Genomic DNA, 26,956 nt, shown 5'->3' on the forward strand with positions numbered 1-26,956 from the left:
TCCATCCATGATGTCGGCCCCGGCCCTGACATCAACGCGATGAAGGTCTGCCCATATCGACGGAAGGTGCGGCTTTCTCCGGCGCCCTGCGGGTCAGCAGCGCCACGTCGAGCCCCACGCCCAGCAGCACGCCGACCGAATAACAGACGAGGTCGCTCCAGAGGAACCCCGCCCCCAACACCAGTCGTCCCGGCAGCGTGCGGCGCGCGGCATCCAGCCAGGGCGCGTGATAGCCCTGGCTGAACTCGATGCCGAAGGAGAACGCGAGCGCGACGGCGGCCACGGTGAGCGCGGCGCGGCGTGGGGCGAGGAAGCGCAGCAGCAGGAACACCAGGAGCGCCCACAGCGTGTCGCCCGCATAGGTGGCGAAGAAAGAGGGCCACGGCAGCGACTTCCTACGCGACGCCAGCCCCAGCGGAATCACCAGCACCGCCAGCCCCAGCGAGAGCAGGCGGGTGCGCGACGGGGAGGACGGGACAGGCGAAGGGCTCGGAGCGGACGTCACGCGCCCAAGACTACCCGAGCCGCGACGCGCGCCTCAGGGTTCGGCGGGATAGAGCTGCCCGCGCATCTCGCCGTAGTAGGTATGCGCCTTGGTGTGCAGGTTGAAGTAGAGCACGCCCTTGCGCGCGAGCGACTCCAGGCTGGCCAGCGTCTTCGTCTGCGCCAGGAAGCCCAGCTCGGCGGGACAGCTCTCCGGCAGCCCGGGCTTCATGCCCTTCATGTCCTTGATGAAGACGACATTCGCGTGGGTGAGCTCCACCGTCAGGCGTCCCTCCGCGAGCGTCTTCGACAGGTTGCCCAGCTCCCCGAAGTCCACCACCACCGGCCCGAGCACGCCGGGCGGACCGCAGTGGATGTGGAACATGAGGATGTCGGCGGGGTTGACGCCCTTCATCTCGAACTCGACGTAGGCGCGCGTCAGGTCCTTGGAGAACTTCAGCACGCCATGGCCCCGGGACTTGCGAGCCTCGCGAGGCGTCGAGGGCGCCGTGGCCCCCAGGCTCTTCTCCAGGAGCTTCGGCGTCTCGGACTCCTCGCCGGGCTCCTGCGCGGGGCTGAGGAAGGCCTCGTAGACGGTGAAGGTCGTCGCGCCGAGCGCCGGGTCCTTCGCGTGCGCGGACAGCGTCAGCAACGTGGTGATGGCGAGGGTGAAGAGCAGTGGCGTTCGCATGGCGGGCTCCGGCACGAAAGGACGCCCTCATCCGTAGCGTGGATGTCCGAAGCCGGGGATGGCCGAAGATGGACACCCGATGGCCGGATTCGCCCCACGAGCCTCACCTCACAGGGGTTCGAGGAAGCGGCGGATGTGTGAGAGCACCTGCTTGATTTTGGGAATCTCAGAGAGCGCCTCCGGGACACTGAGGCGCAGGGGCCGCTCGCGGCCCACCACGTCCGCGAGCACGGGCACCAGCGCACCCTCCCCTTCGCCCGGGTCCGCGAACGCCACGCTGGGAATCAGGCCAATGCCCTGCCCGGCCAGACAACACACCCGGATGAAGTGGATGTCCGACGAGACGAGGGCGGGCTCCACCTGGAACGAAGGCCCTCGGAGCTGGGGCCACAGGCACGCGTCGTCGCCCGGTGCCTGCCAGGACAACAGCTCATGGCCCTCCAACTCCTCCACCGTGCCAGGGATACCGCGCCGACGCAGGTAGTCCTCGCTGGCCAGGAGCCCCTCGCGCACCCGCAGCACCACCTGGGACATCCAGGGCCCCCGGGGCAGCTCCTCTCCGAAGTGCGCCGCCAGGTCCACGTTGTCGAGCGGCTCCGCCAGCGGATCATCACTGAAGCTCGCATGCACGCGCAGCAGCGGATACGTGGCCCGCAGCAGCGCGAAGAGGGGCGCGAGCAGGTGCGGCGGCAAGCCCACCGGCAACACCACCCGCAGAACGCCGGAGGGCGCCTGGCCCACCTCGCGCAGCGAGGCCACCAGCGCGCTCGTCTCCTGCATCATCAGCCGGCCACGACGGGCGAGCATCTCCCCCGCCTCCGTCAGGACGATGCCCGTCCGGGTGCTCTTCAGCAGCGGCACCCCGGCGCGAGCCTCCAGCGCCTCCACGCGCCGCCGCAAGGTCGTCCGCGACACCGCGAGGGAGTCCGCGGCGGCCAGGAACGAACCCGTCTCCGCGACACCGACAAAGGCACGCAACTCTTCCAGGTCCATGCTCTCGCCCCGCCGGTGCGGGCTCGCCGGCCCCCACCATGACGCCTCCCGGGGACGAGCATCCTCGGGCCCCTCCAGGACCGCAAGGCGGGGAGTGATGCCTGGAGGACACTCCCACCACCCTCCGGGGCAGCCCCGCAATGACATCCACGACATACCGCTGAAGCCACGCAACCTGGAACCGATGTGGGCCGATAACCCAGACAAGCGCAGTTCTCACACCCCTTCCATTCCGGGCCTTCACAAGCCAACGCCACGCGCGCGGGATGGACTCCGTCGAGGTCTCGTCACATGGGCACTCCTCCCATCTCCGGAAGCACCCCGAAGAAGGTCTACCTCCCGCCTCCCGAGGAGAAGCCCACGCCGAAGCCCGTCGTGGACAAGAAGGCCCAGGTCAACGCACCCAAGGACGAGTTCGAGACGGCGGACGCCGCGGCCAAGAGCAAGCCCGTGGAGCTTCTGGCCGGCTCGCCTCCCGCGGGCGGAACCAACCCGGTGGTGCCCACCAACGGCACCACCTCCGCGAAGTACCAGGTGGGTCCGGCCACGCGCCCGCCCATCCACCACGACAATGGCTTCCTGCAGAACCCCGCGGACCCGAAGGACACCAAGCCCATCGCCACGAAGGACCCGTCCTTCTCCGACTACGCCGCCAAGGCGAAGTGGGAGCTGAAGCTGGAGGCCGCGAAGACCTTCCGGCCGGACCTTCGGGACGGCACCGCCGCCTATGACCACTTCCTGCACGGCAACGGGAAGGACCGGACGTTCAACTACGAGCGCTTCGTCACCCAGGATGAGTCCGGCAAGCAGGTCCTGAAGAGCGCCACCCAGGACACCCAGAAGGCCGCCGAGGCCCAATACGCGGCCATGGTCGCCAAGGACCCCTCCCTGGCTGGCAAGCCCGTGACGTTCCAGCTCACCGGCGGCCCCATCGGCGTGGGTGGCAACGACGGCAAGTTCCCGTATCCCCAGTCGGAGAACTGGCAGAAGGCCATTGGCGGGCACAGCATCTGGAACAGCGCCACCGTCACCGTCACGCCGCCGGCCAAGCCGGGTGACAAGCCCTCGTTCTCCATGGACATGACGGTCCACGCCGAGGACCGGTATAACTTCAATCCCAATCAGAAGGACATCGCCACCGGCATCCCGGACTCGGACAACGGGCGCTTCGAGCAGACCGGACTGGCGCACCAGTACACCCAGACAGGCACCGTGCAGCGCAAGGTGACCTGGGGACAGGGCGACATCGAGAATGCCACGTCGACTCCCATCGAGACCGGCCGCTGAACCCACGACGTTCCGACATATCCTCGGGGGAGTCCTGGTCCTGGCGTGTGCCGCCTCGGGCTGCAAGGACTCGGACTCCCCACCCACGAGCGTCCCCATGAGCCAAGTTGCGACCTCACCCGCCAAGACGGGCACCGACCTCGCTTCACTCGAGCAGGTGGTGAACCTTCCCCGGCGCCCCGTGTCCGTCCAATGGCGCAAGGCCATCCGGGGCAAGGTGGGCATGGGCCCCACCGACTGGGAAGTGATTGCCGTGCTGGAGTACTCGGAGGCGGATGCCCAGGCGCTCCTGGCCACGCTGACGCCCACGGAGCTCGCCCCGCCCACGCTGAACGACGGGGGCTGGCTGTCGGCCACCACGCGCAAGTCCCTGGAGCGCGCCCGGGCCTACGACGCCTCCGCCTTCTACCGGCCCCCGCTGCAGAACGGGACGGTGCTCCACGTGCCGAGCACGAACACCTTCGTGCTCTCGCTCTTCACGCTGTAGTCCGAAGGCCCGCGCGGCGGCGGCGCTCGTCGAGCCGCGCGGTGCCTTCCAGCGTCGGATGGCGGCTCAGTACGCCGCGTCCGTGGCCGCAGCGCTGTCGCTGGCCTTCTTGTCGCTGCCGCCCTTGTCCTGCTCGGTGAAGAAGTCGGCGCTGATCTGCTCGTACAGGGACTCCACCGCGTTCGCCGCCAGGACCGTGGCCGCGCGGTGTAACCCCGCCGAGCGCTTGGACATCACCGTCCCGCTCGAACGCTTGAGCACCTGGCCCTGGGCGTCCACCAGCCGCGCCTTGTAACGAATCTGCGCCTGGACGGCCGCCACGCTGGCGTCCGTGACGGCGAAACTCAGCTCCGCCTCGAGCACCTGGAGCTTCAAGTCCGCCGGCGTGGCATCCAGCCGGAAGGCCGAGCCGAACCCGACGCGAAAGCCATCCTCGAGCGTGCCGCGCCACTGGTCCACGTCCAGCTTGCTAGCCGCCTCATTGGAGACGACGAAGTGGTCCCGCACCGCCGACTCCAGCACCAGCCCCAGGGTCGCCTGCTGCTCCGCGAGGTCGATGTTGGGACGAGGGGCTCCGCGTTTGACATACACGGTGCAACCACTGACGAACAGCAGCGCCGCGAGGGCAACCACGATACGGAACCCGGATACGGAACAGGCTGACATGCGACGACCCCCACGAGCACAGGAGGCGTCTGCCTAACAGCCCCCGCCCGCGCATGGCAAGCCGCCCATCCTTCATCCGTATTTGCAACATTATTACTAAAGTATTTAATTGGCGTTTTCACCGGACAGATTCGCGCCCGTGGGACGCTTCAATTCGATGTTCGGTGGCGGCACCGGTACCGGGTTGGCAATCTCGCGGACGGGAGACACCGTGACGGGGGGCGAGACGCGGGCCCCCTGAACCCTCCCCGGGAGCGGCCGGGCCATACCCGGCGGCGCTGCTCGCCGCTGGTGCGCGGGTGCTAGCATCCCGGCACTCCCCTGTCGGGAATCGCCATGGCCCCCGCTCCTGCTGGAAGAACTTCGTCGAACGGGCGCGGGCGCTTGAAGACGTCCACCCCGCCGAAGTAGCGATGCGCGCGACGATGCCAGGGCTGTCCACACATCGCGGGAGCACGGGGATGCGCGCCGCCGGGGGCATGCTGGCCCTGCTCGTGCTCTTGCTTGGCACGGTCGCCGTCGCGCAGGTGAACGGGCGCGAGCGCCGCATCGGGCAGTTCTACCACTCGCGCTGGACGGTGAAGGACGGCGCGCCGGGACAGGTCTCCGCCCTGGCGCAGACGCCGGACGGCTTCCTGTGGATGGCCTCCGCGGCGGCGCTGTACAGCTTCGACGGCGTCCACTTCCGGCGCTTCGAGCCGCCCGATGGCCAGCCCTTCAGCAGCATCCAGACGCTCTATGTCGCCCCCGACGGCGCGCTGTGGATTGGCTTCATCCATGGCACCGTGGCGCGCCTGAAGGACGGCCAGGTCACCCGGCATGGCGAAGCCCAGGGCCTGCCCTTGTCCCAGGTGACGTCGTTCGCCACCGATGCACGGGGAGCGCTCTGGGCCTCCACCAGCCTTCGCGGCGTGTACCGCCTGAACGGGAGTCAGTGGGAGCGCATCGCCGAGCCCTGGGGCCTGCCCGCGGCGGAGCAACGGGGCCGCGCGATGTTCGTCGACCGGGACGGCGCGCTCTGGCTCGCGCTCGCCGACAAGGTCTACCACCTGGAGAAACACGGCCGCGCGTTCCGCGACACGGGCATCACCGTGAAGTGGGTGAGCCTGATGTCCCAGGCACCCGACGGCACGCTCTGGGTCGCCGAGCCCACCGGCGCGGTGCGCCCCATCGGACTGCCGGGCGGCAAGCCCTACCCTGGCGCGGGGAGGCTGGAGGTCCAGTCCGCGGGCGTGCTGTTCGACCGCGAGGGGAGCCTGTGGGCCACGTCGCTCGGTGACGGCGTGCGCCGCATCGCGCATCCCGAGCAGTGGGGTGAGCGACGCATCACCCGGCTCGACGAGGCCGGCGAGCCCTTCACCGAGAGGGACGGCCTCAGCTCCGACTACACCTGGCCCATCATCGAGGACCGGGAGGGCAACCTCTGGGTGGGCACCAGCGGCGGGCTGGACCGCTTCCGTCACAGCACCCTGGTGCTGGCCGAGTTCCCTCGCGGCTCGCATGACTTCGCCATCGCGGCGGGAAACGACGGCGCCCTCTGGGCGGGCACCACCAACCGGCCGCTGATGCGGCTGCGCGACAGGACAGTGGACACCTTCGACGTCGGCGCCCCCATCCTCTCCGCCCTCAGGGACCGGGATGACCAGGTGTGGCTGGCCGCGGAGAACGGCCTCTGGCGCATCCAGGACGACAAACCCCTGCGCGTCGCGGACCTCCCGGCACCTCCTCCCGCGTACATCCACGCGATGACGAAGGACGCGCAAGGCACGCTCTGGGCCGCGCTCGTCGGAGGGGGCCTGTACCAGCTGCGGGATGGGACCTGGACGTCGCTGGAGGCGCGCACGGAGCTGAGGGCCCGGGAGCGCATCATGGCCGCGGCCACCGACCCCCAGGGCCGTGTCTGGCTGGGGCAGACGCAGGAACTCCTCCGCGTCGAGGGGACGGACGTGCGTCGCTTTGGCCGCGCGGACGGCCTGGAGCTGGGCATCGTCACCTCGCTGAGCGCGGGCCAGCGGCTGTGGGTGGGTGGGCAGTTCGGCCTGGCGCACTTCGACGGGCAGCGCTTCCACACGCTCGACGTGGAGGACGAGGAGCCCCTGCGCGGCGTCTCCGCCATCGTCGAGCTGCCAGACGGAGGCCTGTGGGTCCACGCGATTCCCGGCATCCTGCACCTGCGCGCGGACGAACTGGCGCGCGTCGTCGCCGAGCCCGGCCGTGCGGCGCGGTGCGAGCGCTTCGACTTCCTGGACGGCCTTCCGGCGCGGCCCACCCTGCTGCGCCCGCTGCCCACGGCGGTGCGCGGAACGGATGGACGGCTGTGGTTCGCCACCAGCAACGGCGTGGTGTGGATAGACCCGACGCGCATCTTCCGCAATCCGTTGCCGCCGCCCGTGGCCATCCATGCGGTGCGCGTGGACGGACAGTGGCTCACCCCGGGCCCTGGCGCGCTCAGCCTGCATGAGCAGGCGACGAACATCGAAATCGACTACACGGCGCTGAGCCTCTCCATCCCCGAGCGCGTGCGGTTCCGCTACCGGCTGGAAGGCGTGGACACGGCGTGGCAGGACGTGGGCGGCCGGCGCGAGGCGTACTATTCGCACCTGTCCCCGGGGCGCTACCGCTTCCAGGTGCTCGCCACGAACAACGACGGCGTCTGGAACGAGACGGGGGCGACGCTCGAGTTCGTCCTCCCGCCCGCCTTCTTCCAGACGTGGTGGTTCCGCGCGGTGTGTGGCGCCGCCGTCGCGGTGGGGCTGTGGCTCTTGTACCTGCTGCGGCTCCGGCAGGTGCGGGCCCGCCTGCGACGACTGCTGGAGGAGCGCCATCTGGAACGGGAGCGCATCGCGCGCGAGCTGCACGACACGCTGCTGCAGGGCATCCACGGGCTGGTGCTGCGCTTCCAGGCGGCGGCGGAGATGGTGCCCACGGGACACCCGGCTCGCGTGGCCATGGAGAAGTCCCTGGAGCGCGCCGACCAGGTGCTCGTCGAGGGGCGCGACAGGGTGATGGACCTGCGCGCCACGACGGTGGACGCAGGGGAGCTGTCCACGGCCTTCACCCAGTTGGGAGAGGAATGGGGGCACGAGCGGCGCTCCGCGCTCCACGTGGTGGTGGAAGGCACGCCCGTCGCGTTGGACCCCGTGGTGCGTGACGAGGTCTTCCGCATCGGTCGCGAAGCCCTGGCGAACGCGTTCCAGCACGCCGGCGCCCGGCGCATCGAGGTGGTGTTGACGTATGACTTCGCCCAGCTGCGCCTGCGCGTGCGCGACGACGGGCGCGGAGTCGAGGAGGCCTTCCTCCAGGCGGGCGGCAAGCCCGGACACTGGGGCCTGTCGGGCATGCGCGAGCGGGCCGTGAAGCTGGGCGCGCGGTTGGACATCTGGGGCCGGGAGAACGCGGGGACGGAGGTCGAGCTGCGCGTCCCCGCGGCGACGGCGTATCAGGACTTCCCGAAAGGCACCTGGCAGCGGCTGCGGCGGCTCGTGGGCGGCCTGCGCTGAGGACCTGCCTCGTCGCGAAGGCCCGGTGAGCGCGGCCTCCCTCCATCAGGGGAGGTGCGCGAGGTGGCGCGGGAGCACAGTGGAAGCGAGCTTCCCTCCTCCTGACTCGAGAGCGCGATGAGCACGACGTCCCCCGATACGATTGTCTTGATTCACGGCCTCTGGATGACGCCCCGGAGCTGGGAGCACTGGGTGGAGCGCTACAAGGCGCGGGGCTACAAGGTGCTCGCGCCCGCCTATCCAGGCCTGGAAGTGGAGGTCGAGGCGCTGCGCGAGGACCCGTCCCCCATCGAGAAGCTCACGATTGAAGAGACGGCCCACCACCTGGAGACGGTCATCCGGGGGCTTCCGCGTCCGCCCATCCTCATCGGCCACTCGTTCGGTGGCGCCATGGTGCAAATCCTGTTGGACCGGGGGCTCGGGGCCGCGGGCGTGGCCATCGACTCCGTGCAGGTGAAGGGCGTGCTGCGGCTGCCGTTCACCACGCTCAGGGCCACCTTCCCCATCCTCGCCAATCCCGCCAACCGTCACCGCGCGGTGCCCTTCACCCACGAGCAGTTCCGCTACGCCTTCACCAACACGCTCACGGAGGCGCAGTCCCAGGCCGTCTACGAGCGCTACCACGTCCCCGCGCCGGGCCGCTTCCTGTTCGACGGAGCGCTGGCCAACTTCAACCCGCATGCGGCGACGAAGGTGGACTTCGACAAGGAGGACCGCGCGCCGCTGCTGTTCATCGCGGGGAGCGAGGACAACATCATGCCGGCGTCGCTCAACAAGTCGAACGCGCGGCACTACAACAGCGGAGTCGTGGCCTACAAGGAGTTCCCCGGCCGCTCGCACTACATCTGCGGCCAGGAGGGCTGGGAGGAGGTCGCCGACCACGCGCTCTCCTGGGCCCTGAATCCCACGGTGTGACGCCACACGCGCCCTGCTAGCCTCGCCGCGTCTATTTCTTCCCGGCGAGGCACCATGAAGAAGCTCCTCATCATCGCGGGTGTGCTGTTCGTGGCGGTTGGCGGACTCGTCCTCAAGACGTTCTCGGACGCCGGGCAGTTCAAGAGCCTCTCTCCCCACGCCCCCGGAAAGTGCAAGCCCGTGTCGGGCATGCCGGGCGCGGAGGACATCACGTTCCATCCGAGCCTGGGCTACGCCTACGTCTCCTCGGACGACCGGCGCGCGACGATGGCGGGAAGCCCCGTGACGGGCGGCATCTACCGCTACGAGCTTTCGGGCACCGCGCCCCCGGTGCTGCTGACGGGCGGCTTCTCCCCCGACTTCCATCCGCACGGCATCAGCCTGCACGTGGACCCGTCCGGCGCGCAGACGCTGTTCGTGGTGAACCACACCCAGGCCGAAGGCAACCGCATCGAGCGCTTCGAGGTCGGCGAGGACGGCCTGCTGGTCCACCGGGCCACGTTTCGCGACGCGCTGCTCGTGTCGCCCAACGACGTGGTCGCCATGGACGCCCAGCGCTTCTACGTGACGAACGACCACGGCAACCCGCCGGGCATGAAGCAGCGGGTGGAGGACTACCTCCAGCTCGCCCAGGGCAACGTCCTCTACTTCGACGGCCAGCGCTTCCAGGAGGTCATCCAGGGCACGAAGTACGCCAACGGCATCAACCGCTCCCTGGACGGGAGCACGGTGTACGTGGCGCAGTCCGTGGGCCGCTCGCTGAGCAGCTACGCGCGCGACCCGAAGACGGGCGCGCTGACGCTGCTCAAGACGCTCGACCTGGACTCCGGCCCGGACAACATCGAGCTGGATGCCGAGGGCAACCTCTGGATTGCCTCCCATCCCAAGCTGCTCGACTTCGCCTCCCATGCGGGCGACCCGACGGGAAAGACCCGGTCACCCGCGCAGGTGCTGCGCCTGACGGGCAAGGGCGCGGACCTGAAGGCCTCGGAGGTGTTCCTGGACAATGGAACCCAGACGTCCGGAACGGCCACCGCCGCTGTCTTCGGCAAGCGGATGCTCCTGGGCCCCGTGTTCGAGAAGGACTTCCTCGACTGCGAGCTGCCCTGAGCCGCGCGTCAGAATCCAACGAGCCATCACCCCCGAGTCCCAGCCGGCTTGTCCTGACTTGAGAGCCTCCCCACCCTCCTGGCTGCCAGGACAGGGGGCGGAGGCTTTCGCCCGGGGGAGAACGGCGACATGGGCGGTGGGCTGAGTTGGAAGGGGAAGGTCGGAGTGGGTGGGCTCTTCGCGGCGCTCGCGGCGTTCGCTCCTGGGAGCGCGGAGGCGGACGCGGGCGACCTGGCCCTGGGCCATCACCACAAGGAGAAGCACGACAAGAAGAAGAAGGGGGAGGCGGCTGGCACCGGTGGCTCGGGTGCGGCGGCGATGATGGGGCCTCGCGTGGGCGGGCACGTCGCCGCGGTGATTCCCTTCCTGAGCGTCACCGACGAGGACACCTCCGTCATCTTCGGGGACTTCTTCGACCTGGGTCTGGCGCCGGGCATCACCCTGCACCTGAACGAGCGCTGGGCGCTCGACTTCGAGTTCATCGCCTACAGTCGCTGGCGGTTCGAGGATGGCGGCAGGCCCGCGAGCGTCAGCACCAGCATCGTGCTGGACCCGGGCGTCATCTACGACTTCGGGCAGTTCAAGGGCGGCCTGCGGCTCGCCATGCAGGTGGGCGCGGGCGTGCCGTTCAACATGGGCGTGGTGCCCATCATCATCAAGGGCTTCCCCATCACCGAGCACCTGAAGTGGTTCGTGGAGCTGGACCTGCCCTTCTTCGTCACCGGAGCACCGGGCGACGGGGGCTTCAGCTTCTCACCGCAAATCCAGACGGGCATCGCCTTCTGACGGCGCCCGTCCCAACACGCATCCAGAGCCGCTTCACGGTGCTCGATGAAGCGGCGCTGGGTGTGGAATCAGCGCGCCTTGAGGTTCTGGGCGACGAAGTCCCAGTTGACCAGGTGCGTGAGGAAGGTCTCGATGTACTTGGGCCGCTGGTTGCGGAAGTCGATGTAGTACGCGTGCTCCCACACGTCGATGGTGAGCAGCGCCTTCTGGCCGTGCTTCATCGGCAGGTCCGCGTTGCCCGTCTTGGTGATGGCGAGCTTTTCCTTGTCCAGCACCAGCCACGCCCAGCCGGAGCCGAACTGCGTCGCGGCGGCCTGGGAGAACTCCTCCTTGAACTTCTCGAAGGAGCCGAAGTCGCGGGTGATGGCCGCGGCGAGGTCACCCGTCGGCAGGCCTCCACCGCTCGGCTTCATGCAGTGCCAGTAGAACGTGTGGTTCCAGACCTGGGCCGCGTTGTTGAACACGCCGCCATCGCTGGAGAGGATGACCTCCTCCAGGGACTTGCTCTCCTCGGGCTTGCCGGCGAGCAGCTTGTTCAGGTTCGTCACGTACGCCTGGTGGTGCTTGCCGTAGTGGTACTCCAGCGTCTCCTCGCTGATGTGAGGGGCGAGCGCGTCCTTGCGGTACGGAAGTTCAGGCAGCGTGAAGGCCATGAGTCGGGTCCTTTCCAGGGTAAAGGGATGCGGAGAACTATCACCCTCCTACCCGCGAAAGGGGCACGACTCCAATGCATTGGCGGCCCGCCAAAGCACTGGACGCCCGGGATACCGACGGGTCAACACTCCGCGCGGGCACCCGGGGCGGCGATGTTTCAGGTGACCCGGGCACATTACGGAACTGGACACCTTAGACTTCCTCGAAGTCCGCTCCCGTCACCCTGGCGCGCTCCAGGACCAACTTGATGTGCTCCGAGACGATGAGCGCCTCGGACCAACCCCAGGTGCGAAACACCTGGAAGCCTCCGACCTTCATCGGGTCAATCCGCATCCCGATGACGCCGCGGTAATGGTCAGCCTTGTCCGGTCGCGCGTCCTCTGGTTTCCAGACCTGTATCTCCTTCGAGGCCTTGTCATCGATGCACCGGATGAGCCTCGTGGCCACGAGGACATGGTACTCACCTGAGCCGCCCTTGACGTTCACGGGCAGCAGCTGAACTTCCTGGGGGGCATACTCCGCGAAGAGACTCGACATCCTGAGGTGGACCACGGGAGTCCTGCCGGCGCCCACCACGTTGAAGTCGCGCCGACGCCCCTGCTCTCGAACACGAAGCTTCAGGGTGGCAGGGGCACTGACGGGCCGGCCCGAGGTGAACTCCGTCGTGTCCTCCAGTTCCTGGCCCTGTCCGTCCAGCAGGGCTCCCAGGGACCAATGACCGGCCTGCACGGCTTCGTTGAGCCTGAAGTATCGAGTCGGCATCGTGGACATCCCTACGACCTCATTCGCCTTGAGTCAGAAGCTTCTGGAGCTGCGTCGCCGGAGTCTGGGTTCCTCGGGCGCGTCTGTGAAGCGCTCGTGATGACACCGGGGCCCTTCATGCCCTCCAGCGCCGCTATCGTGACATGTGTTTGAGGCTGTCACACGCGCGGCCCCTCACACCGTGGGTGGACGCACCAGCAGCACGGGCCGCTCGGTGCGAGCGAGGACGGCCTGCGTCACCGAGCCGAGCACCGCGCGCTTCAGCCCCGTGCGCCCATGCGTCCCGAGCACGAGCGCGTCCACGCAGAGCCGCTCCGCCGCCTGGGCCAGCGCCGTCACCACGTCCTTGCTCCCGGTGACGACCTCCACCCGCGCGTGACGGCCCGTGGCCTCGGCCTCGCGAGGCACCAGCGCCTCCAGTCGCCGCCGCTCGGTCTCCACCGACTGTCCCGCCTCCGCGACGTGGAGCAGATGCACCGTGCCACCCGGAGCCACCAGGCCGAAGGCGTGCGCCACCGCGCGGTTGCCCGTCTCCGAGAAGTCGGTGGCCACCAACACGTCGCGGAACGAGGGCAGCGGCGCGTCCACGCCCGTCGGCACCGCGCGCGAGGACACACACGCCACGGAGATTCGCGCCAGCCGAAGCGCGTGATGCGACACGCTCCACATCTTCCCGAGCGCACGCCGGTGATGGGTCCCCACCACCAGCAGGTCCGCGCGCTCCCGCTCGGCCAGCTCCACCAGGTGGTCGGCGATGCGCCCCAGCGAGGGCTCCAGCACGGTGCGCGGCGGCGCGCCTCCCGAGGCCAGCGGCGCCATCAACGCCTCGGTCTCCCTGTCCAGCACCGCGCGCAGCTCCGGCGTCATCTCCGCGAGCTCCAGCGGGCGCGACAACCCCAGGCGCCGGTACTCCTCATCCGGCCACACCACGCGCGCGCCCACCACCTCCACCGGTCCCCACGCACGCAGCCCGCGCACCCACTCCCGCGCGGCCTCGAAGGGAATCGAGCGGTCCACGCCGAGCACCACGCGCAGGGCGCGCTTGCCCTGGACCCACGCCTCCATCACCTCCGCGTCGCGGACCGCCAGCAGCGGCACCTCCAGCGACTGCGCCAGCCGGTCCACCGTCCCGCCGACGCCCAGGAACGGCGCTTCCTGCGTCGGGGGCGCCGTCACCACCAGCGTGGCCGCGCGCTGGCGAGCCACCTCCGCCACCTCCGCCGACGCCTCGCCGGTGCGCAGCTCCTGCTCCACCCGGGCGCCTGACTTCGTCAGTCGGCGGACCTCATCTCCCAGCGCGGCCTCGGCCGCCTGGAGCAGCGCCTTGCCGAAGGCACGCGCGGAGTTGGGATTGAGCACGTGCACCAGGTACAACGGCACGTCCGCCTTCCGAGCCAGCTCGGCGGCGAGGTCACTGGCGCGGCGCGCGGCGTCGGAGAAGTTGGTGGCGCAGACGATGGACATGCGTGGTTCCTCCCCGAGTCGGACACGGCTCGGCGGCTCCCTTGGGAGCCCTGTCGGACGGGCGTCATGCCCATCCGCCCTGCTCATGCGCTCCGCCTTCATCCTCAGGCGGGCCGCACCTGCTCGACGCGCACCTCGTGCACCAGGGGCTCGCCATGCTCGAAGGCCCGGACGCTCGAAAGCGTGGTGCGGGCAATGCTCACCAGCGCCTCCCGCGTGAGGAAGGCCTGGTGCGACGTCACGAGGACATTGGGAAAGGTGAGCAGGCGCGCCAGCACGTCGTCCTGGAGCACCTGGCCGGAGAGGTCCTGGAAGAAGATGCCTTCCTCCTCCTCGTACACGTCCAGGCCCGCCGCGCCGATGTGGCCGGACTTGAGCGCGTCGATGAGCGCTCGGCTGTCGATGAGCGCGCCCCGGCCCGTGTTGACGAGCACCACGCCGCGCTTCATCCGCGTCAGCGCCTTCGCGTCGACCATGTGCCGCGTGCCCGGCGTGAGCGGCACGTGGAGCGAGATGACATCGGAGGCCGAGTACAGCTCCTCCAGCGACACGTAGCGCGCGCCCACGTCCCGGGCGAACTCCTCATCGGGCGCGGCGTCGAAACAGACGATGTCGCAGCCGAAGCCCCGGAAGATGCGCGCGGCCACGCGGCCGATACGGCCCGTGCCCACCACGCCCACCGTCTTGCCCGCGAGGTCGAAGCCCACCAGCCCATCCAGCGAGAAGTTCCAGTCGCGCACGCGCGCGAAGGCCCGGGGGATGTGGCGGTTGAGGGAGAGCACCAGCGTCACGGCATGTTCGGCCACCGCGTGCGGCGAGTACTCCGGCACGCGAGTCACCCGCACGTCCAGCCGCCGCGCGGCCTCCAGGTCGATGTGGTTGTAGCCCGCGGAGCGCGTGGCCACGAGGCGCACGCCGCCCGCTCGCAGCACCTCCAGCGTGGGCGCATCCAGGCGGTCGTTGACGAACGAGCACACCGCATGGAAGCCCTCCGCCAGGCGCGCCGTCTGCAGCGTCAGCCGGGGCTCCAGGAACGTCAGCGAATGGCCGAACTCCGCGTTGGCGTCCTCCAACGCGCTCCGGTCATAGCGATGGGTGTCGAAGACGGCCAGCCGCATGCCTGCTCTCCCGCCGACAGGCCGTGTGCCCGCCGCGTCCGGTCGGTTGCCATTGCAACGCTCACACCACGCGCCCTCGGGTGAGCGAGGCGGAGGGACCGCGCAAAAGCTGCACACGTCCTGGGGTGAGCGCAAAAGCCACGGATGCCCCAGGAGCTGGCGACCAGGCGGGTGCGCCGTTAGAAGCACGTCGCGCGAGCCGCGTCCGGAGCCGACACGGCCTACCTTTTCGAACGAGAGGCTCCGAGGAGGCGTCATGTTCCGATGTGCAGCCTGTGGTGCGTTCAATCGCGTACGAGAGCCCCGTCCTTCCGGGGCACCGGAGTGTGGTCGCTGCCACAAGGCGCTGGACCTGTCGGGCGCGCCGCAGGAGGTGGATGGCGAGGGCCTGGACCGCGCCGTGCTCGGCTCTCCCGTGCCCATCCTCCTGGACCTGTGGGCGCCGTGGTGCGCGCCCTGTCGCGTGGCGGGCCCCATCCTGGATGAGGTGGGCCGCGCGAAGGCGGGACAGTGGCTGGTGCTCAAGCTGAACACGGAGCAGCACCCGCGTCCCGCGAGCGCCCTCGGCGTGCAAGGCATCCCGACCTTCATCGTCTTCTCCGGTGGGCGCGAGGTGGCGCGGCGCAGTGGCGTGTTGCCCAGGCCGGAGATGGAGCGGTGGGTGTCGAGCGCCACGGTGGGCCCGCCGGGCACGGGGGCCACGGCCTGAGTCCCGCGCACAGCGCGCTCGCGGAAGGAGGAGACCAGCCATGGAGCCCGAGGCCGCGCTGCTGACGGACCTCTACCAGCTCACGATGACGGAGGCGTATCTCGCCGAGGGCCAGTGGGACGAGGCGGTCTTCAGCCTCTTCGTGCGTGGGCTTCCGGCGAGGCGCAACTACCTGCTGGCGGCGGGCCTGGAGGACGTGCTCGACACGTTGGAGCACCTGCGCTTCCGCGCGGAGGACCTGGAGTGGTTGGCATCACAGGGGCGCTTCTCGGACCGGCTGCTCGGGTGGCTGGAGCGCTTCCGTTTCAGTGGCGACGTGGACGCGATGCCGGAAGGAACTCCGGTCTTCGGCCAGGAGCCGTTGCTGGAGGTGCGCGCGCCGCTGCCGGAGGCCCAGTTGGTGGAGACGTACCTGCTCAACCAGGTGCACCTCCAGACGCTCGCGGCCTCCAAGGCGTCGCGCGTGGTGACGGCGGCGGCGGGACGCCCGGTGATGGAGTTCGGGCTGCGGCGCATCCACGGAACGGATGCGGGGATGAAGGTCGCTCGCGCGACGTACCTGGCGGGCGTGGACTCCACGTCCAATGTGCTCGCGGGGAAGCGGTATGGGATTCCGCTGTCGGGCACGATGGCGCACAGCTACGTGCAGTCGCATGAGGACGAACTGGAGGCCTTCCGAGCCTTCACCCGCGTCTATCCCGACGCGACCCTGTTGGTGGACACCTACGACACGCTGCGCGGCGTGCAGCACGCGATTCGACTGGCGAGGGAGCTGGGCGAGGACTTCCGCGTGCGGGCGTTGCGCCTGGACTCGGGCGACCTGCTGGCGTTGTCGCTGGCGGCGCGCGAGCTGTTGGACGAAGCGGGTCTGGAGCGCGTGCGACTGATTGGAAGTGGCGGGCTGGATGAGGACGCGGTGGCGGGCCTGCTCGCGCGGGGTGCGCCGCTGGATGGGTTCGGCGTGGGCACGGCGATGGGGGTGTCCGCGGACGCGCCCTCACTGGACATGGCCTACAAGCTGGTGGAGTACGCGGGCAAGGGCCGCGTGAAGCTGTCCGCGGGCAAGGTGCTGCTGCCTGGGGCGAAGCAGGTGTATCGCCAGGAGGAGGACGGCGTGGCGAGAAGGGACCTGCTCGTGCGGCGCGGAGACGTCGCGCGTGGACATCCCCTGCTGCGTCCGGTGATGCGAGCGGGGCAGCGCCTGCCCGGAGCCACACCGTCGCTGGAGGAGGTCCGCCAGCACGCGCGGCGGGAGCTGGCCCGACTCCCCGCCGAGGTGCGCGCCCTGGAGCCCGCGAGACCGCCCTACTCCGTCGTCATCGGCGACGGGCTTGCGAGGGCACGGGCTCACGAAGTCGAGGTCTGGGCGGCCGAGCCCTGAGCGGCGCTCTTGCGCGACAGGAGGCCGTCCACCGCGAACGCACCATTGCCCAGCAGGGCCTGGGCGATGAGTGACAGGATGAGGAACGCGACGTACTCCCAGCCTCCGCCCTCGTTGGTGAACATCCAACCCTGGGAGAGGTGAGACTTGAGCGCGCCGAGCATCACCGGGAGCAGCGCGAGCGCCACCCATCGGACGCGAAGCCCCGCGAGCAACGCGAGGCCGCCGAGCAGCTCCGCCGCGAACACGGGCCCGGCCGTCCAGCCAGGGAAGCCATGGGCCTCGAAGAAGCGGGCGGTGCCGTCGAGCGTGAAGATGAACGCCTTGGCTCCCGCGTGCGCGAGGAAGACGGCGCCCAGTGCTACACGGAGCACGGTGGCGGCCAGTTCGGAAGAGGAAGGAAGCGAATCGCTGCGACGCATGAAGGCGGCTCCTGGAGTGGTGGAGGTACGCCGCATGAAATGCGCGCCTCGCGGGCGCGGCGGAAGGTCAGCCTCGCGAACGAATTGTTCTGGTGGCAGGACAATCCGCGCGGGGGGAGTTCAGCTTCAACGAGCGGAGCGGAACCAGGAGGCGGCGCGTCGAGGTCCAAGCGCGGGGCGCGCTCACTCCCTGCGGGCGGAGCGGAGCTCGGAGGCCAGCGCGTCGAGGTCCACGCGCTGGTCGAGTTCAGTCCCAACGAGAGGAGCGGAACTCGGAGGCCAGCGCGTCGGTATCCGCGCCGGGGTCGACTTCAGTCCCATCGGGAGGAGCAGAACTCGGAAGTCAGCGCGTCGATATCCGCGCGGGGTCGACTTCAGTCCAGCGGGCAGCACGGAACTCGGAGGCCAGCGCGTCGAGGTCCACGCGCGGGTCGCGCTCACTCCCTGCGGGCGAAGCGGAACTCGGAGGCCAGCGCGTCGAGGTTCGCGCGCGGGTTCGACTTCAGTCCCAATGAGAGGAGCGGAACTCGGAGGCCAGCGCGTCGAGGTTCGCGCGCGGTTCGACTTCAGTCCCAGCGGAGGAGCGAAACTCTGAGGCCAGCGCGTCAAGGTCCACGCGCGGGTCGAGTTCACTCCCACCGAGCGGAGCGGAACTCGGAGGCCAGCACGTCGAGCAGGGCCCTGACGAGCGGTGGCGGGGAGCGGCCCGCCGCGTGGACTGCGTGGATGCCGACGGGCCTGGGAGCGAAGCGGTCCAGGACGGTGACGAGCCGGCCGGAGCGCAGGTCCTCGTCCACCATGAAGCGAGGTAGCACGGCGAGACCGATACCGTGAGCCACGGCCTCGCGCAGCAGCGTCCCGTTGGCGGCGGACAGCGGGCCCGACACGGGGACAGGCACGGGGATGCGTCCTTTGGGGCCGTAGAAGCGCCACTCGTCCTCGGCGCGCAGGTGCAGGTAGCGCAGACAGTCGTGGCGCAGCAGGTCCTCGGGATGCTCGGGGGTGCCCCGGCGCTTCAGGTAGGCAGGTGAAGCGCAGACGCACAGCGCGGTGGTGGCGAGCTTCCGCGCCACGAGACTGGAGTCGCGCAAGCGCGTGATTCGCAGGGCGACATCCACCCGGTCCTCGACGAGGTCGACGAGCCTGTCGCTCAGCATGACCTCCACCGACGTGCCCGGATGCGCGGCGAGGAAACGGGCCAGCGGGCCGGCGAGGTACATCTGCGCGAAGCTGATGGGCGCGTTGATGCGCAGCGTGCCTCGGCCCGCGTCCGAGGCCCCGCGCGTGGCGGCACTCGCCTCCTGGAGCAGTCGCGCGCAATGGGCGTACACACCCAGGCCCGCGTCGGTGACGGAGAGCTTTCGGGTGGTGCGGATGAGCAACCGCTGCCCCACCCGGGACTCCAGCCGTGAGACGCGCGCGCTCACCACGGACTTCGACACACCGAGCACGGCCGCCGCCCGGGTGAACGAGCGGTGCTCCACCACGCGCGCGAAGCACGCGAGGCCCAGCAGGTCATCAAACAGAGGCTCCGTCACCCGCCGCAGGCTGCCATGGGGGCCCGTGTAGGACCAGCGGGGAGAGCAGGAGCACGCAGTCCCAGGACTGGGACCAGAGACTGTATTTCCAGTGCAATCCAGTGGCTGTTAAGTCGCGTCGTCACGCGATGTTGACGAGGAAGGTCGGGCGGAGCGTCGGCCCCTCTCGTCACAATGCGGACCTCACCCCATCACCACGAGGAACGGATGACACGAGTAACCACAGCGAAGACGTGGCTCAGCCTGGGACTGTGTGGAGCACTGGCGACGGTGGCCGGAGCCTCCACGGCGTTCGCGGAAGCGCCGCGCGCCGAGACGCGCACGGCATTGGTTTCACCCTGGTCTCAAGCGGCGTCGATGAGTCAGATTCGCGCGTTTCACACGGCGACGCGACTGCCGTCGGGCAAGGTGCTCGTCACGGGCGGCAATGGCTGGGGCACTGTGTCGGCGTCGACCGAGACGTATGACACGGCCACCAACACGTGGAGCGCGGCGGCTGCGATGAGCCAGACGCGAGCACACCACACGGCGACGTTGCTGGCGTCGGGCCAGGTGCTCGTCGTCGGCGGACTGGGCGCGGGAACGTTGGCGAGCGCGGAGCTGTACAACCCCACCGCGAACACGTGGAGCGCCACGGGCAGCCTGGGCACGGCGCGCAGGGCCCATCAGGCGGTGCTGCTGGCGTCGGGCAAGGTGCTGGTGTTCGGCGGCTTCGGGCCGGCGGCGCTGAAGAGCGCGGAGCTGTACGACCCGGCGACGGGGACGTGGACGGCGACGGGCTCCACGTCGGTCGTCGCGGGGAAGGTCAGCGCCACGCTGCTGCCTTCGGGCGATGTGCTGGTCATCAATGACGACGGCGTCACTGGCGCGGCGGAGGTGTACGACGTGAGCACGGGTGCATGGAGCCGCGTGTCGGACCCGCCGGCTTTCTATGGGCACGCGGCGCTCCTGTTGAATCAGGGCGCGGTGCTGGCCACGGGACAGGAGACGGGGCAGTACGCGAGCGGCGCGTGGCTGTTCTGGCCGGAGGACAACGAGTGGGAGTACGTCTCGTACGCCACCGAGGAGCGGCGGCGGAACCACTCGATGACGCTGCTTCCGTCGGGCAAGGTGCTCGTCGCGCGCGGGACGCGCAACCAGATTGGCGGCACCACGGAGCTGTTCAACCCGGCCACATGGCAGTTGTCCGTCGTGGGCAATGACACGCCCACGCAGGGACATACGGCCACGCTGTTGACCAACGGCAAGGTGCTCGTCGTGGGAGGCTCCAGCCAGGAGGAGCCGGAGCTGTACTCGTCCGGCGAGCTGTTCACCGAGTAGCTCGCGGTCCATGCTTTCAGGCCCGCCTGTCTCCCAAGCCGAGACAGGCGGAGCCTGGGGCTGTTCACCGAATCGCGCGCGACTCATGCTTCCCGGCCCGCCTGTCTCCCAAGCCGAGACAGGCGGAGCCTGGGACTGTTCACCGAATCGCGCGCGACTCACGCTTCCCGGCCCGCCCACCTCCCAAGTCGAGACAGGCGGAGCCTGGGACTGTTCACCGAATCGCGCGCGACTCATGCTTCCCGGCCCGCCCGCCTCCCAAGCCGAGACAGGCGGAGCCTGGGGCTGTTCACCGAATCGCGCGCGACTCACGCTTCCCGGCCCGCCCACCTCCCGAGTCGAGGCAGGCGGCGCCAGGGTGGGCTGTGCTACGCAGGGCGGGCGATGGCGACCAACGTCCCCACTCTTCTCATCGAGGGCTACTCCGCCGACGAGCTGCTGCGGATGCCCGCGGAGGAGATTGAGGCCTTCGCGTTCACCGGCGAAGCGTTGATCCTCCGGGTGGGCAGCGGCGAGTTGCTGGGCCGCTTCCGGCGCCTTCCGGACCGACTCGAGGTGGAGCTCGCCCAGGTCGACCGTGGTGGCGAGGGGATTCTGCTCGCCCTGTGGCGACTGGCGCGTCAGTTGGCAAGCGCGCGCGGGCTGACCCATGTCGAGTGGATTGTCCACGCGGTGCATTGCGCCAGGCCCAACCTCAAGCTGCGCCGCGTGCTCGAACGCCGTGGCTTCGTGGTGCGTGAGCTGCCTGGACGCGGCTCCGCCTACCACTTCATCGACACAGTGTAGGCCCCGGCATCCACTGTGTTCGCCAGGCCCACCGGTCCGCGTCACGGGCCGACCGTCCTGTCTCGCGGACAAGGCGTGTGACGGGCGACGTGTGTGTCCCTGGCTCGCGGCGTGGGTGACAGAGGGGAAGACACGTCGACCGTGTCCCCTCGTGATTGGCCAGCGAATTGAAACCAGGGCCCCCGGGGCTCACGTCGACCGTGAGCCCGCATTCGCTCACGAGTGGACAGAAGCACCCTTCCGGACACGTGGACCACGCGACCTCAAGTCCTGACTACTTCACAAGTCACCCTCACTTCAAACAACCTGCAAAGGCACAACCGTATCCCGGCGACCCGTGTGGACGCATCCAGGTCCGCACTCGATGTCAGAGCGCAACGCCAGGATTTGGGTGCTTGGCTGGGGGGAGGCATCAATGATGTTGGTGGATGTCTGGGAAGAGCACCTCGATGAGGCCTCTTTCCGGTGGGAGCAATGGGAGCAGGCGCTCGTGGCTCCTGATGCGACGCTATTGGCGACAGCGGAGCGGGAGGAACGCCTGCTGGGTCATCTGGAGGGACTGGCGGAGCAGGAAGCACTCGAGGCGGTGGTGCGGCCGGCGTTCGACTCGGAGGAAGCGGCTCGCGTCTCCGTCGCCACCCATGTGCTGCTGAGTCAGGGCGCCGTGGACGAAGTGCTGTCGCGACTGCGTGGGTCGGAGGTCGAACCCCGTGTCGCCATGTGCCGCGCCCTGGAAGTCAGCGAGGTCGCGGGGTTGAGCACGGCGCTCGAGTTACTGTTGAAGCTGGGCGACGTGGACCTTCAGGCTCGCGTGTTGGAGACGCTGGCCGGCAGACAAGGCACGTCGCCCGAGGTGCTCGCGCGGTACTTCCCGCATGACGAACCGAGGGCGCGAATCGCCGCACTCCATGGCGCAAGGCCACTGCCCGAGGAGCTTGCGCGGCGGATGTTGCCCGCACTGCTCGCCTCCGCGCATCCCGACATCCGGCTGGCGGCCGTGGAGGCGGGGCTGACCGCGGGGCTGCGTCTGGCGTGGGAGGCATGTGGAAGGGAGGCACGGGCGCTCACACCGGAAGCCATGGTGCTGCTCGCGATAGGGGGCGGTGAAGAGGACACGGACTTCCTGGTGGGACTGGCGAAGGACGACGAGTTTCGTCCCGAAGTCGTGTGGGCGCTGGGGTTCAGCGGTCGGCTCGCGGCGATGGACTTCTGTGCGGAGTTGCTCAACGTGTGCGGTGTGGCCCGGCTCGCGGGGGAGGCGTTCTCGGCCATGACGGGACTCCAGTTGGAGGGGCCGTACGCCCTGCTCGAGGAAGAGGAGCCCGACGAGTCCGAGGACCCCGAAGCGGACCTCACGGTGCGCCCCGAAGATGATTTGCCGTGGCCGAACGTGTCGGCTGTCCGGGGTTGGTGGGCGGAGTCACGGAGTCGCTTCGTGGAGGGACAGCGCTATCTGCTGGGGCAGCCCTTCAGCGGGGTGGTGCTGATGGAGGCCCTGGAGTCGAGCTCGATGCGACGTCGGCACGTGCTGGCACGCGAGCTGGCCATCCGCACGCGCGGGCAGCACGTCATTCCCACCCGAGCCTTCACCCATCGCCAGCGCGAAGCCCTCGCGCGGGCCCGAGGGGCGAGACTGGTGCTGGGAAGCGGGCCCCTCGTTTCCACGCTTCGCTGAGCGCGCCGAGGACTCACACCATGCCCGCGCTCGAGAACCTCACTCCGTTCGCAGCCACTGATTTCCTGACGCAGACAAAGGAAGGAGAGGACGGCCTCATCCTGATCGTGGCTGGCAGCTTCACCCTCCCCGCGCCTGGACGAGCCTCGGTGGCCCCGCTGGCGTTGAGCGGCATCCAATCCGCGCCACCGAGGACGGACGCGTACTGGGGACCACCGGAGACGTCGAGCCTCCGTCATGAAGCACCATCGTCCTATGCGCGGCGTGCGACGGACGTGTTGTTGGACGGGCGAGCGTGGGCACCGCGCGGCCGCAAGGTGGCGGGGACTCAAGTGCGATTACGCGTGGGGCCCGTGGAGAAGCGGGCACAGGTCTGGGGCACGCGCGTCTGGTATCGGGGGTTGGTCGGGCTGAGCGCCTCGGCCCCGCTGCCGTTCGAGTCCCTGCCGCTGCGGTACGAGTACAGCTTCGGAGGCACACGAGCGTCTGGGTACGAGCCGCGCAATCCGGTGGGACGCGGCTTCTACACGAGTGCGAAGGAGGCGCTGGAGCAGCCGTTGCCATCCATCGAGATGCCGGAGGCACCGGTACGCGGGTGGTCGGACAGACCTCCTCCGTGTGGCTTTGGACCGGTGGCTCGGCACTGGCATCCACGAGTGGGTTGGGCAGGGACCTACGACTCCTCATGGGTGGAGAAGCGAGCGCCCCTGTGGCCCGCGGACTTCGACGAGCGCTTCTTCCAGGTGGCACCCGAAACGATGCGCGCCTCATCTCACTTGCGAGGAGGTGAACCCGTGGTGCTGGAGGGAGTGTCCCCGGACGGACCGCTGGCGTTCCATCTACCTGAGTACAGGTTGCTGGCGCGCTGCATGTTCGCTGGGAAGCGGGAGAAGCGCTGCATGACGTTGGACGAGGTGCGGTTGGAGCCCGAGGAGCGCCGGGTGGTGCTCACCTGGCGGGCGACGTTTCCGGCGCATCGGAGGTTGGCGACACATGAGGTGAGCACGGTGCGCCTGCTGGAGTCGTGGGAGGACGTGTCATGAGCGGAGCGAGGGTGGTGGGGCTGGGGTTGTGCACGCCCATCGGGACGACGACCCACCTGACGCTCGCGTCACTGCGAGCGGGCCTCGTGCGCTTCGCGGAGACGCAAGTCGAGGACGACCTGGGTGAACCGGTGAGGGCATCTCGGCTGAGTCTCCTGGACGCGGCGATGACACGGACGGAGCGCATGTCCGCGTTGGCGCGACAGGCCCTGGCCGGGGTGCGGCCCGTGCTGGAGCGATTGCCACCGAGGGGACACGTGCCTGTGTATCTCGGGCTCCCGGAGGCTGGGTTGGGGGCGGAGGTGAAGCGGGCGGCACTGGTGTCCGCGTTGCTGGCGGAAGCTGATGGGCGACTGGAGCTGGTGAAGGTTCACGAAGGAGGCAGAGCGGCCTTCTTCGAGGCGCTGGCCACGGCCACGAGAGACCTGCAGTCCGGTCGAGCCGGGGCAGTCGCCCTGGTGGGGGCGGTGGACTCGTTGGGGGATACGGCATCGCTGGAGGGGCTGTCGAAGGCGCGGCTCCATCTGGGGCGGCAGAACCCGGACGGACGGATTCCTGGCGAGGCCGCGGGCTTCGTCGTGCTCACTCGGCCAGGGGCGGCGAAGTCACTCGGGTTGGAAGAGACAGGAGTCGTGCTGGGGACGGCGCTGGCGGTCGAGCCTCGGCCCTTTGCGCGGACGGCGCCCAGTCTGGCGGAAGGGCTGACGGAGGTGCTCCAGAGCGTGCGGGGCGACGGGGTGATGGGCGGGCGGCGTGTGGATGGCGTGTTGGCCTGTCAGCCGGGGGAGTCCTTCTGGGGGACGGAGTTCTCGCGGGCGTACCTGCGAAACGCGGGGCTGATGCCCGAGCCGCTGCGGGTCCACTTGTCGGGAGAGGGGCTGGGGGATGCGGGGGCTGGGGCGGGGCCTGTGATGCTGGGCGTGGCCTTGCACCGAGCGAGGTGGAGGGAGCCAGCGGCGCGGAGGACGCTCATCTATGGGAGTGGGGACGGGGGGCGTGTGGGGGCGTGCGTGGTGGAGATGATTCCGAAGTCGTGAAGAGGAGGAACCATGGGTCGCGTCTACGCGAATGGCCGTTCGATTCTCCACAAGGGTGACGGCAACACGCACACCTCGGCGGCGCCCGATGTTTGTAAGGTGCCGACACCGGGAGGACCTGTGCCGACGCCCTTCGTCAACTCAGCGCAGGACTCGATGCTCACGAAGGGGAGCACGAGCGTCACGATTGAGGGCCACCCCGTGGCGCTGACGAGCTCGGAGTTGAGCACGAGTTCGGGTGACGAGCCGGGGACAGCGGGAGGCCTCATCTCCTCCAAGTTCAAGGGGAAGATGGCCTGGGGCAGCGGCAGCGTGGACGTGAAGGTGGAGGGAAAGGGCGTGGTCCGCTACCTCGACGTCACCCTGCACAACGGGAACACGTACAACACCACCTTCATCTCCGCTGGAGGTACTGGGCTTGCGTATGGGAATGACAAGAAGTGCCCTGAATGCGGACAGTCTGGAAAAAAGCATCTTGTTCTAGAGACACCCCAAATCAGCAGCAGTGCTGAGAACATCATCCTTGAACTCAACAAGCGCTACCAACCTCAAAGAGACCTGATCAACGAGCACCGCAGGCTCAAGAAAGAGCGAAACAACTTAAGAAGCCGCGCGGACCAGGAAGCCCGGCAGGCGTCCTTGCCCCTGAAGCACCAGGAGAACTCCAGAAAAGAACTACTCCTTCGTCAGGGCGCAGCCCGACAAAGAAAATCCCTGGAGGAACTCAAAACCATTGGCGCAGCGCTCAAAGAACTCGAAGCCGACCTCAAGGTCGAATACAAGAAGATAAGCACAATAAGACATCAAAGTGATGCGACAATTGAAGCCATCAGCAAAGAGATGGACCGCATCAACACAGAGATCGGCGCCATGAACCCAGTGCTGGATCTCGACCACAAGGAGAACACGTTCACCAAGGGCTACATGGTAGGAGCGTGCACCTGCAAGTGCGTCAAGGCACCGAAGCTGCTTGCAGCTCGCTCCGGCACCCTCTCCAAGGGATTTCAGGCGGCGGTCATCTCCGCCGGATTCACTCCAGTGACCGGGTTCCAACCGAGTCCCCGTCAACAAGCCCATCTCCAGAGGGAAGGGAGAAGGGCATGGGAGTGCGCGGCCCCTCAGTTGCTAAAAAATGGAAGAGCTCAAGGTCACAGCATCAAGACCCTGTCCGAGCGACTCTATGCTCCGGAAGCCAATCCGCAGGTAACAGTGACCTACGAACATGTGGACACCCAGGGGAAACGAAAGGTGACGGAGACTTTCAGTCATGGTGACTCCGTGCCCTCGTGCAAGGATTGCCAGAAGCTCCTGCCCGAGATGCTCTGCTACAACCATCTGAAGTGCCCTTGACCCATGGACGAACTACTGACACTTCTCGAGCGTTACTCCCCCGACTTCCGCAATGACATCTCGGGAGTTGATGGCTGGGCCCTTGAAGAACTGGAAGCAGCCTTTGGCCACCCCCTTCCGGATTTCTATCGAGAGTTCTGCCTCTTCATGGGCGAACGAGGGGGGCCCCTTCTCGCACGGGTGGACGGATACAACCCTCTCGACATCATCGATTTCTATCGACTGACTCCGCCAACCTATCTGCCGCCCCGCCGGTTTCTCTATGTTCTGGGAGACCCATCCGTGGATGCGCAGCACTACTGGCTGGATCTCGAAACGCTTTCTCCGGACGGAGATTGCCAGGTTGTCCGCATTCCGTTGAGTGAGCATGCGTGGGAAACGCGTGCGAGCCGCGTCTACGTGGGCCTCCGTGAGTTGCTGTTCAGCTGGGCCATGAGCCAGGTAGCACTCCCGACCTTTGCGCACACAACGGAGTATGTAACGCCGTATTCAACTCAAGGGCAGCGACCACCAGACGCCGAAAACTTCGCATTGACCCTGGAAAAGCTTGGCTTCGTCCGGCGTCCCTTTCCCAATCGCTGCCTGGTTTTTGAACGACACGATGCCGCGATTGACCTCTACCGCCCCCCGGATGCTCCCGGATTTTCGCTCAAGATGGGTGTGAGCGACCTCACCGAGCATCGGAGACTCCAATCCATCCTGGAGGATGTTGACGGCATTGAAGAAGCGTAGAGTCGCCCGCCCCCGCCAACTTGACTCTCCCCACCCCATGGCGATGT

General features: G+C 68.4%; 25 protein-coding genes. 15 read left to right on the top strand and 10 right to left on the bottom strand.

What is annotated here, in order from left to right; genetic code table 11:
• Positions 1-31 precede the first annotated feature (31 nt).
• From HUA75_RS37440 to HUA75_RS37450, 3 genes are all read right to left on the bottom strand, one after another.
• A complete protein-coding gene (locus tag HUA75_RS37440) occupies positions 32-505 on the bottom strand; it encodes a DUF2809 domain-containing protein (protein WP_217439505.1) in 474 nt (157 codons plus the stop codon).
• 33 nt (positions 506-538) lie between these two features.
• Positions 539-1,174 carry a CHRD domain-containing protein gene (locus tag HUA75_RS37445; protein WP_174489156.1) on the bottom strand — a complete coding sequence of 212 codons (636 nt, stop codon included), beginning with the start codon at positions 1,172-1,174 and terminating at the stop codon, positions 539-541.
• A 108-nt stretch (positions 1,175-1,282) separates the two neighbouring features.
• Positions 1,283-2,167 carry a LysR family transcriptional regulator gene (locus tag HUA75_RS37450; RefSeq protein WP_174489157.1) on the bottom strand — a complete coding sequence of 295 codons (885 nt, stop codon included), beginning with the start codon at positions 2,165-2,167 and terminating at the stop codon, positions 1,283-1,285.
• A 291-nt stretch (positions 2,168-2,458) separates the two neighbouring features.
• Between HUA75_RS37450 and HUA75_RS37455 the strand changes: the two genes are divergently transcribed.
• Together HUA75_RS37455 and HUA75_RS37460 are read left to right on the top strand one after the other, a co-directional pair.
• The gene (locus tag HUA75_RS37455) at positions 2,459-3,454 is read left to right on the top strand and encodes a hypothetical protein (protein ID WP_141642597.1); all 996 of its coding nucleotides are present in this window, start codon (positions 2,459-2,461) and stop codon (positions 3,452-3,454) included.
• Positions 3,455-3,551: 97 nt separating this feature from the next.
• On the top strand, positions 3,552-3,941 hold the full coding sequence (locus HUA75_RS37460) for a hypothetical protein (RefSeq protein WP_141642596.1): 390 nt from the start codon (positions 3,552-3,554) through the stop codon (positions 3,939-3,941).
• Between the two features lie 66 nt (positions 3,942-4,007).
• Here the strand turns inward: HUA75_RS37460 and HUA75_RS37465 are convergent, their stop codons facing one another.
• Positions 4,008-4,607, bottom strand: coding sequence for a hypothetical protein (locus HUA75_RS37465; protein ID WP_174489158.1), 600 nt, complete (start codon positions 4,605-4,607; stop codon positions 4,008-4,010).
• Between the two features lie 461 nt (positions 4,608-5,068).
• On the opposite strand from HUA75_RS37465, the gene HUA75_RS37470 reads away from it, so the two are divergent.
• The 4 genes from HUA75_RS37470 to HUA75_RS37485 all read left to right on the top strand — a co-directional run bounded on the left by HUA75_RS37470 (position 5,069) and on the right by HUA75_RS37485 (position 10,918).
• Positions 5,069-8,107 carry a sensor histidine kinase gene (locus tag HUA75_RS37470; protein ID WP_174489159.1) on the top strand — a complete coding sequence of 1,013 codons (3,039 nt, stop codon included), beginning with the start codon at positions 5,069-5,071 and terminating at the stop codon, positions 8,105-8,107.
• A gap of 117 nt (positions 8,108-8,224) precedes the next feature.
• On the top strand, positions 8,225-9,022 hold the full coding sequence (locus HUA75_RS37475; RefSeq protein ID WP_141642593.1) for an alpha/beta hydrolase: 798 nt from the start codon (positions 8,225-8,227) through the stop codon (positions 9,020-9,022).
• Between the two features lie 54 nt (positions 9,023-9,076).
• A complete protein-coding gene (locus HUA75_RS37480) occupies positions 9,077-10,132 on the top strand; it encodes an SMP-30/gluconolactonase/LRE family protein (RefSeq protein WP_141642592.1) in 1,056 nt (351 codons plus the stop codon).
• A 129-nt stretch (positions 10,133-10,261) separates the two neighbouring features.
• On the top strand, positions 10,262-10,918 hold the full coding sequence (locus tag HUA75_RS37485) for a hypothetical protein (protein ID WP_141642591.1): 657 nt from the start codon (positions 10,262-10,264) through the stop codon (positions 10,916-10,918).
• A 68-nt stretch (positions 10,919-10,986) separates the two neighbouring features.
• On the opposite strand, the gene HUA75_RS37490 is transcribed toward HUA75_RS37485, so the two are convergent.
• The 4 genes from HUA75_RS37490 to HUA75_RS37505 form a co-directional block, all read right to left on the bottom strand.
• Positions 10,987-11,571: a superoxide dismutase gene (locus HUA75_RS37490; RefSeq protein ID WP_174467907.1), complete on the bottom strand. Its 585-nt coding sequence runs from the start codon at positions 11,569-11,571 to the stop codon at positions 10,987-10,989.
• 193 nt (positions 11,572-11,764) lie between these two features.
• The gene (locus HUA75_RS37495) at positions 11,765-12,334 is read right to left on the bottom strand and encodes an imm11 family protein (RefSeq protein ID WP_174489282.1); all 570 of its coding nucleotides are present in this window, start codon (positions 12,332-12,334) and stop codon (positions 11,765-11,767) included.
• Positions 12,335-12,508: 174 nt separating this feature from the next.
• Positions 12,509-13,798, bottom strand: coding sequence for a universal stress protein (locus HUA75_RS37500; RefSeq protein WP_174489160.1), 1,290 nt, complete (start codon positions 13,796-13,798; stop codon positions 12,509-12,511).
• A gap of 104 nt (positions 13,799-13,902) precedes the next feature.
• The gene (locus HUA75_RS37505; protein WP_141642586.1) at positions 13,903-14,916 is read right to left on the bottom strand and encodes a 2-hydroxyacid dehydrogenase; all 1,014 of its coding nucleotides are present in this window, start codon (positions 14,914-14,916) and stop codon (positions 13,903-13,905) included.
• 256 nt (positions 14,917-15,172) lie between these two features.
• On the opposite strand from HUA75_RS37505, the gene HUA75_RS37510 reads away from it, so the two are divergent.
• Positions 15,173-15,625: a co-chaperone YbbN gene (locus HUA75_RS37510; protein WP_174477117.1), complete on the top strand. Its 453-nt coding sequence runs from the start codon at positions 15,173-15,175 to the stop codon at positions 15,623-15,625.
• Positions 15,626-15,665: 40 nt separating this feature from the next.
• Positions 15,666-17,006: a nicotinate phosphoribosyltransferase gene (locus HUA75_RS37515; RefSeq protein WP_141642584.1), complete on the top strand. Its 1,341-nt coding sequence runs from the start codon at positions 15,666-15,668 to the stop codon at positions 17,004-17,006.
• On the opposite strand, the gene HUA75_RS37520 is transcribed toward HUA75_RS37515, so the two are convergent.
• Positions 16,973-17,428, bottom strand: coding sequence for a DoxX family protein (locus tag HUA75_RS37520; protein WP_174489161.1), 456 nt, complete (start codon positions 17,426-17,428; stop codon positions 16,973-16,975). The two genes, HUA75_RS37515 and HUA75_RS37520, sit on opposite strands and share 34 nt — an antisense overlap.
• A 629-nt stretch (positions 17,429-18,057) precedes the next feature.
• Positions 18,058-18,966 (bottom strand): LysR family transcriptional regulator, encoded by a 909-nt coding sequence (locus HUA75_RS37525; RefSeq protein WP_174453733.1) that lies wholly within the window; start codon positions 18,964-18,966, stop codon positions 18,058-18,060.
• Between the two features lie 207 nt (positions 18,967-19,173).
• Between HUA75_RS37525 and HUA75_RS37530 the strand changes: the two genes are divergently transcribed.
• The 7 genes from HUA75_RS37530 to HUA75_RS37560 all read left to right on the top strand — a co-directional run bounded on the left by HUA75_RS37530 (position 19,174) and on the right by HUA75_RS37560 (position 26,909).
• Positions 19,174-20,286 (top strand): kelch repeat-containing protein, encoded by a 1,113-nt coding sequence (locus HUA75_RS37530; RefSeq protein WP_174489162.1) that lies wholly within the window; start codon positions 19,174-19,176, stop codon positions 20,284-20,286.
• A gap of 384 nt (positions 20,287-20,670) precedes the next feature.
• Entirely contained in the window at positions 20,671-21,072 is a 402-nt protein-coding gene (locus HUA75_RS37535; RefSeq protein ID WP_174489163.1) for a hypothetical protein, read from the top strand.
• A 415-nt stretch (positions 21,073-21,487) separates the two neighbouring features.
• A complete protein-coding gene (locus HUA75_RS37540; RefSeq protein WP_174489164.1) occupies positions 21,488-22,747 on the top strand; it encodes a TIGR02270 family protein in 1,260 nt (419 codons plus the stop codon).
• 20 nt (positions 22,748-22,767) lie between these two features.
• Positions 22,768-23,790, top strand: coding sequence for a DUF2169 domain-containing protein (locus tag HUA75_RS37545; protein WP_174489165.1), 1,023 nt, complete (start codon positions 22,768-22,770; stop codon positions 23,788-23,790).
• Positions 23,787-24,827 (top strand): 3-oxoacyl-ACP synthase, encoded by a 1,041-nt coding sequence (locus tag HUA75_RS37550; protein WP_174489166.1) that lies wholly within the window; start codon positions 23,787-23,789, stop codon positions 24,825-24,827. The genes HUA75_RS37545 and HUA75_RS37550 overlap by 4 nt, the downstream gene beginning before the upstream one ends.
• Positions 24,828-24,839: 12 nt before the next feature.
• Positions 24,840-26,177 (top strand): DUF4150 domain-containing protein, encoded by a 1,338-nt coding sequence (locus tag HUA75_RS47250; RefSeq protein ID WP_254627983.1) that lies wholly within the window; start codon positions 24,840-24,842, stop codon positions 26,175-26,177.
• 3 nt (positions 26,178-26,180) lie between these two features.
• A complete protein-coding gene (locus tag HUA75_RS37560; protein ID WP_174489167.1) occupies positions 26,181-26,909 on the top strand; it encodes an SMI1/KNR4 family protein in 729 nt (242 codons plus the stop codon).
• The last annotated feature ends 47 nt before the right edge of the window (positions 26,910-26,956 follow it).

Source organism: Myxococcus sp. CA040A (assembly GCF_013336725.1).
Classification (GTDB): Bacteria; Myxococcota; Myxococcia; order Myxococcales; family Myxococcaceae; genus Myxococcus; species Myxococcus llanfairpwllgwyngyllgogerychwyrndrobwllllantysiliogogogochensis.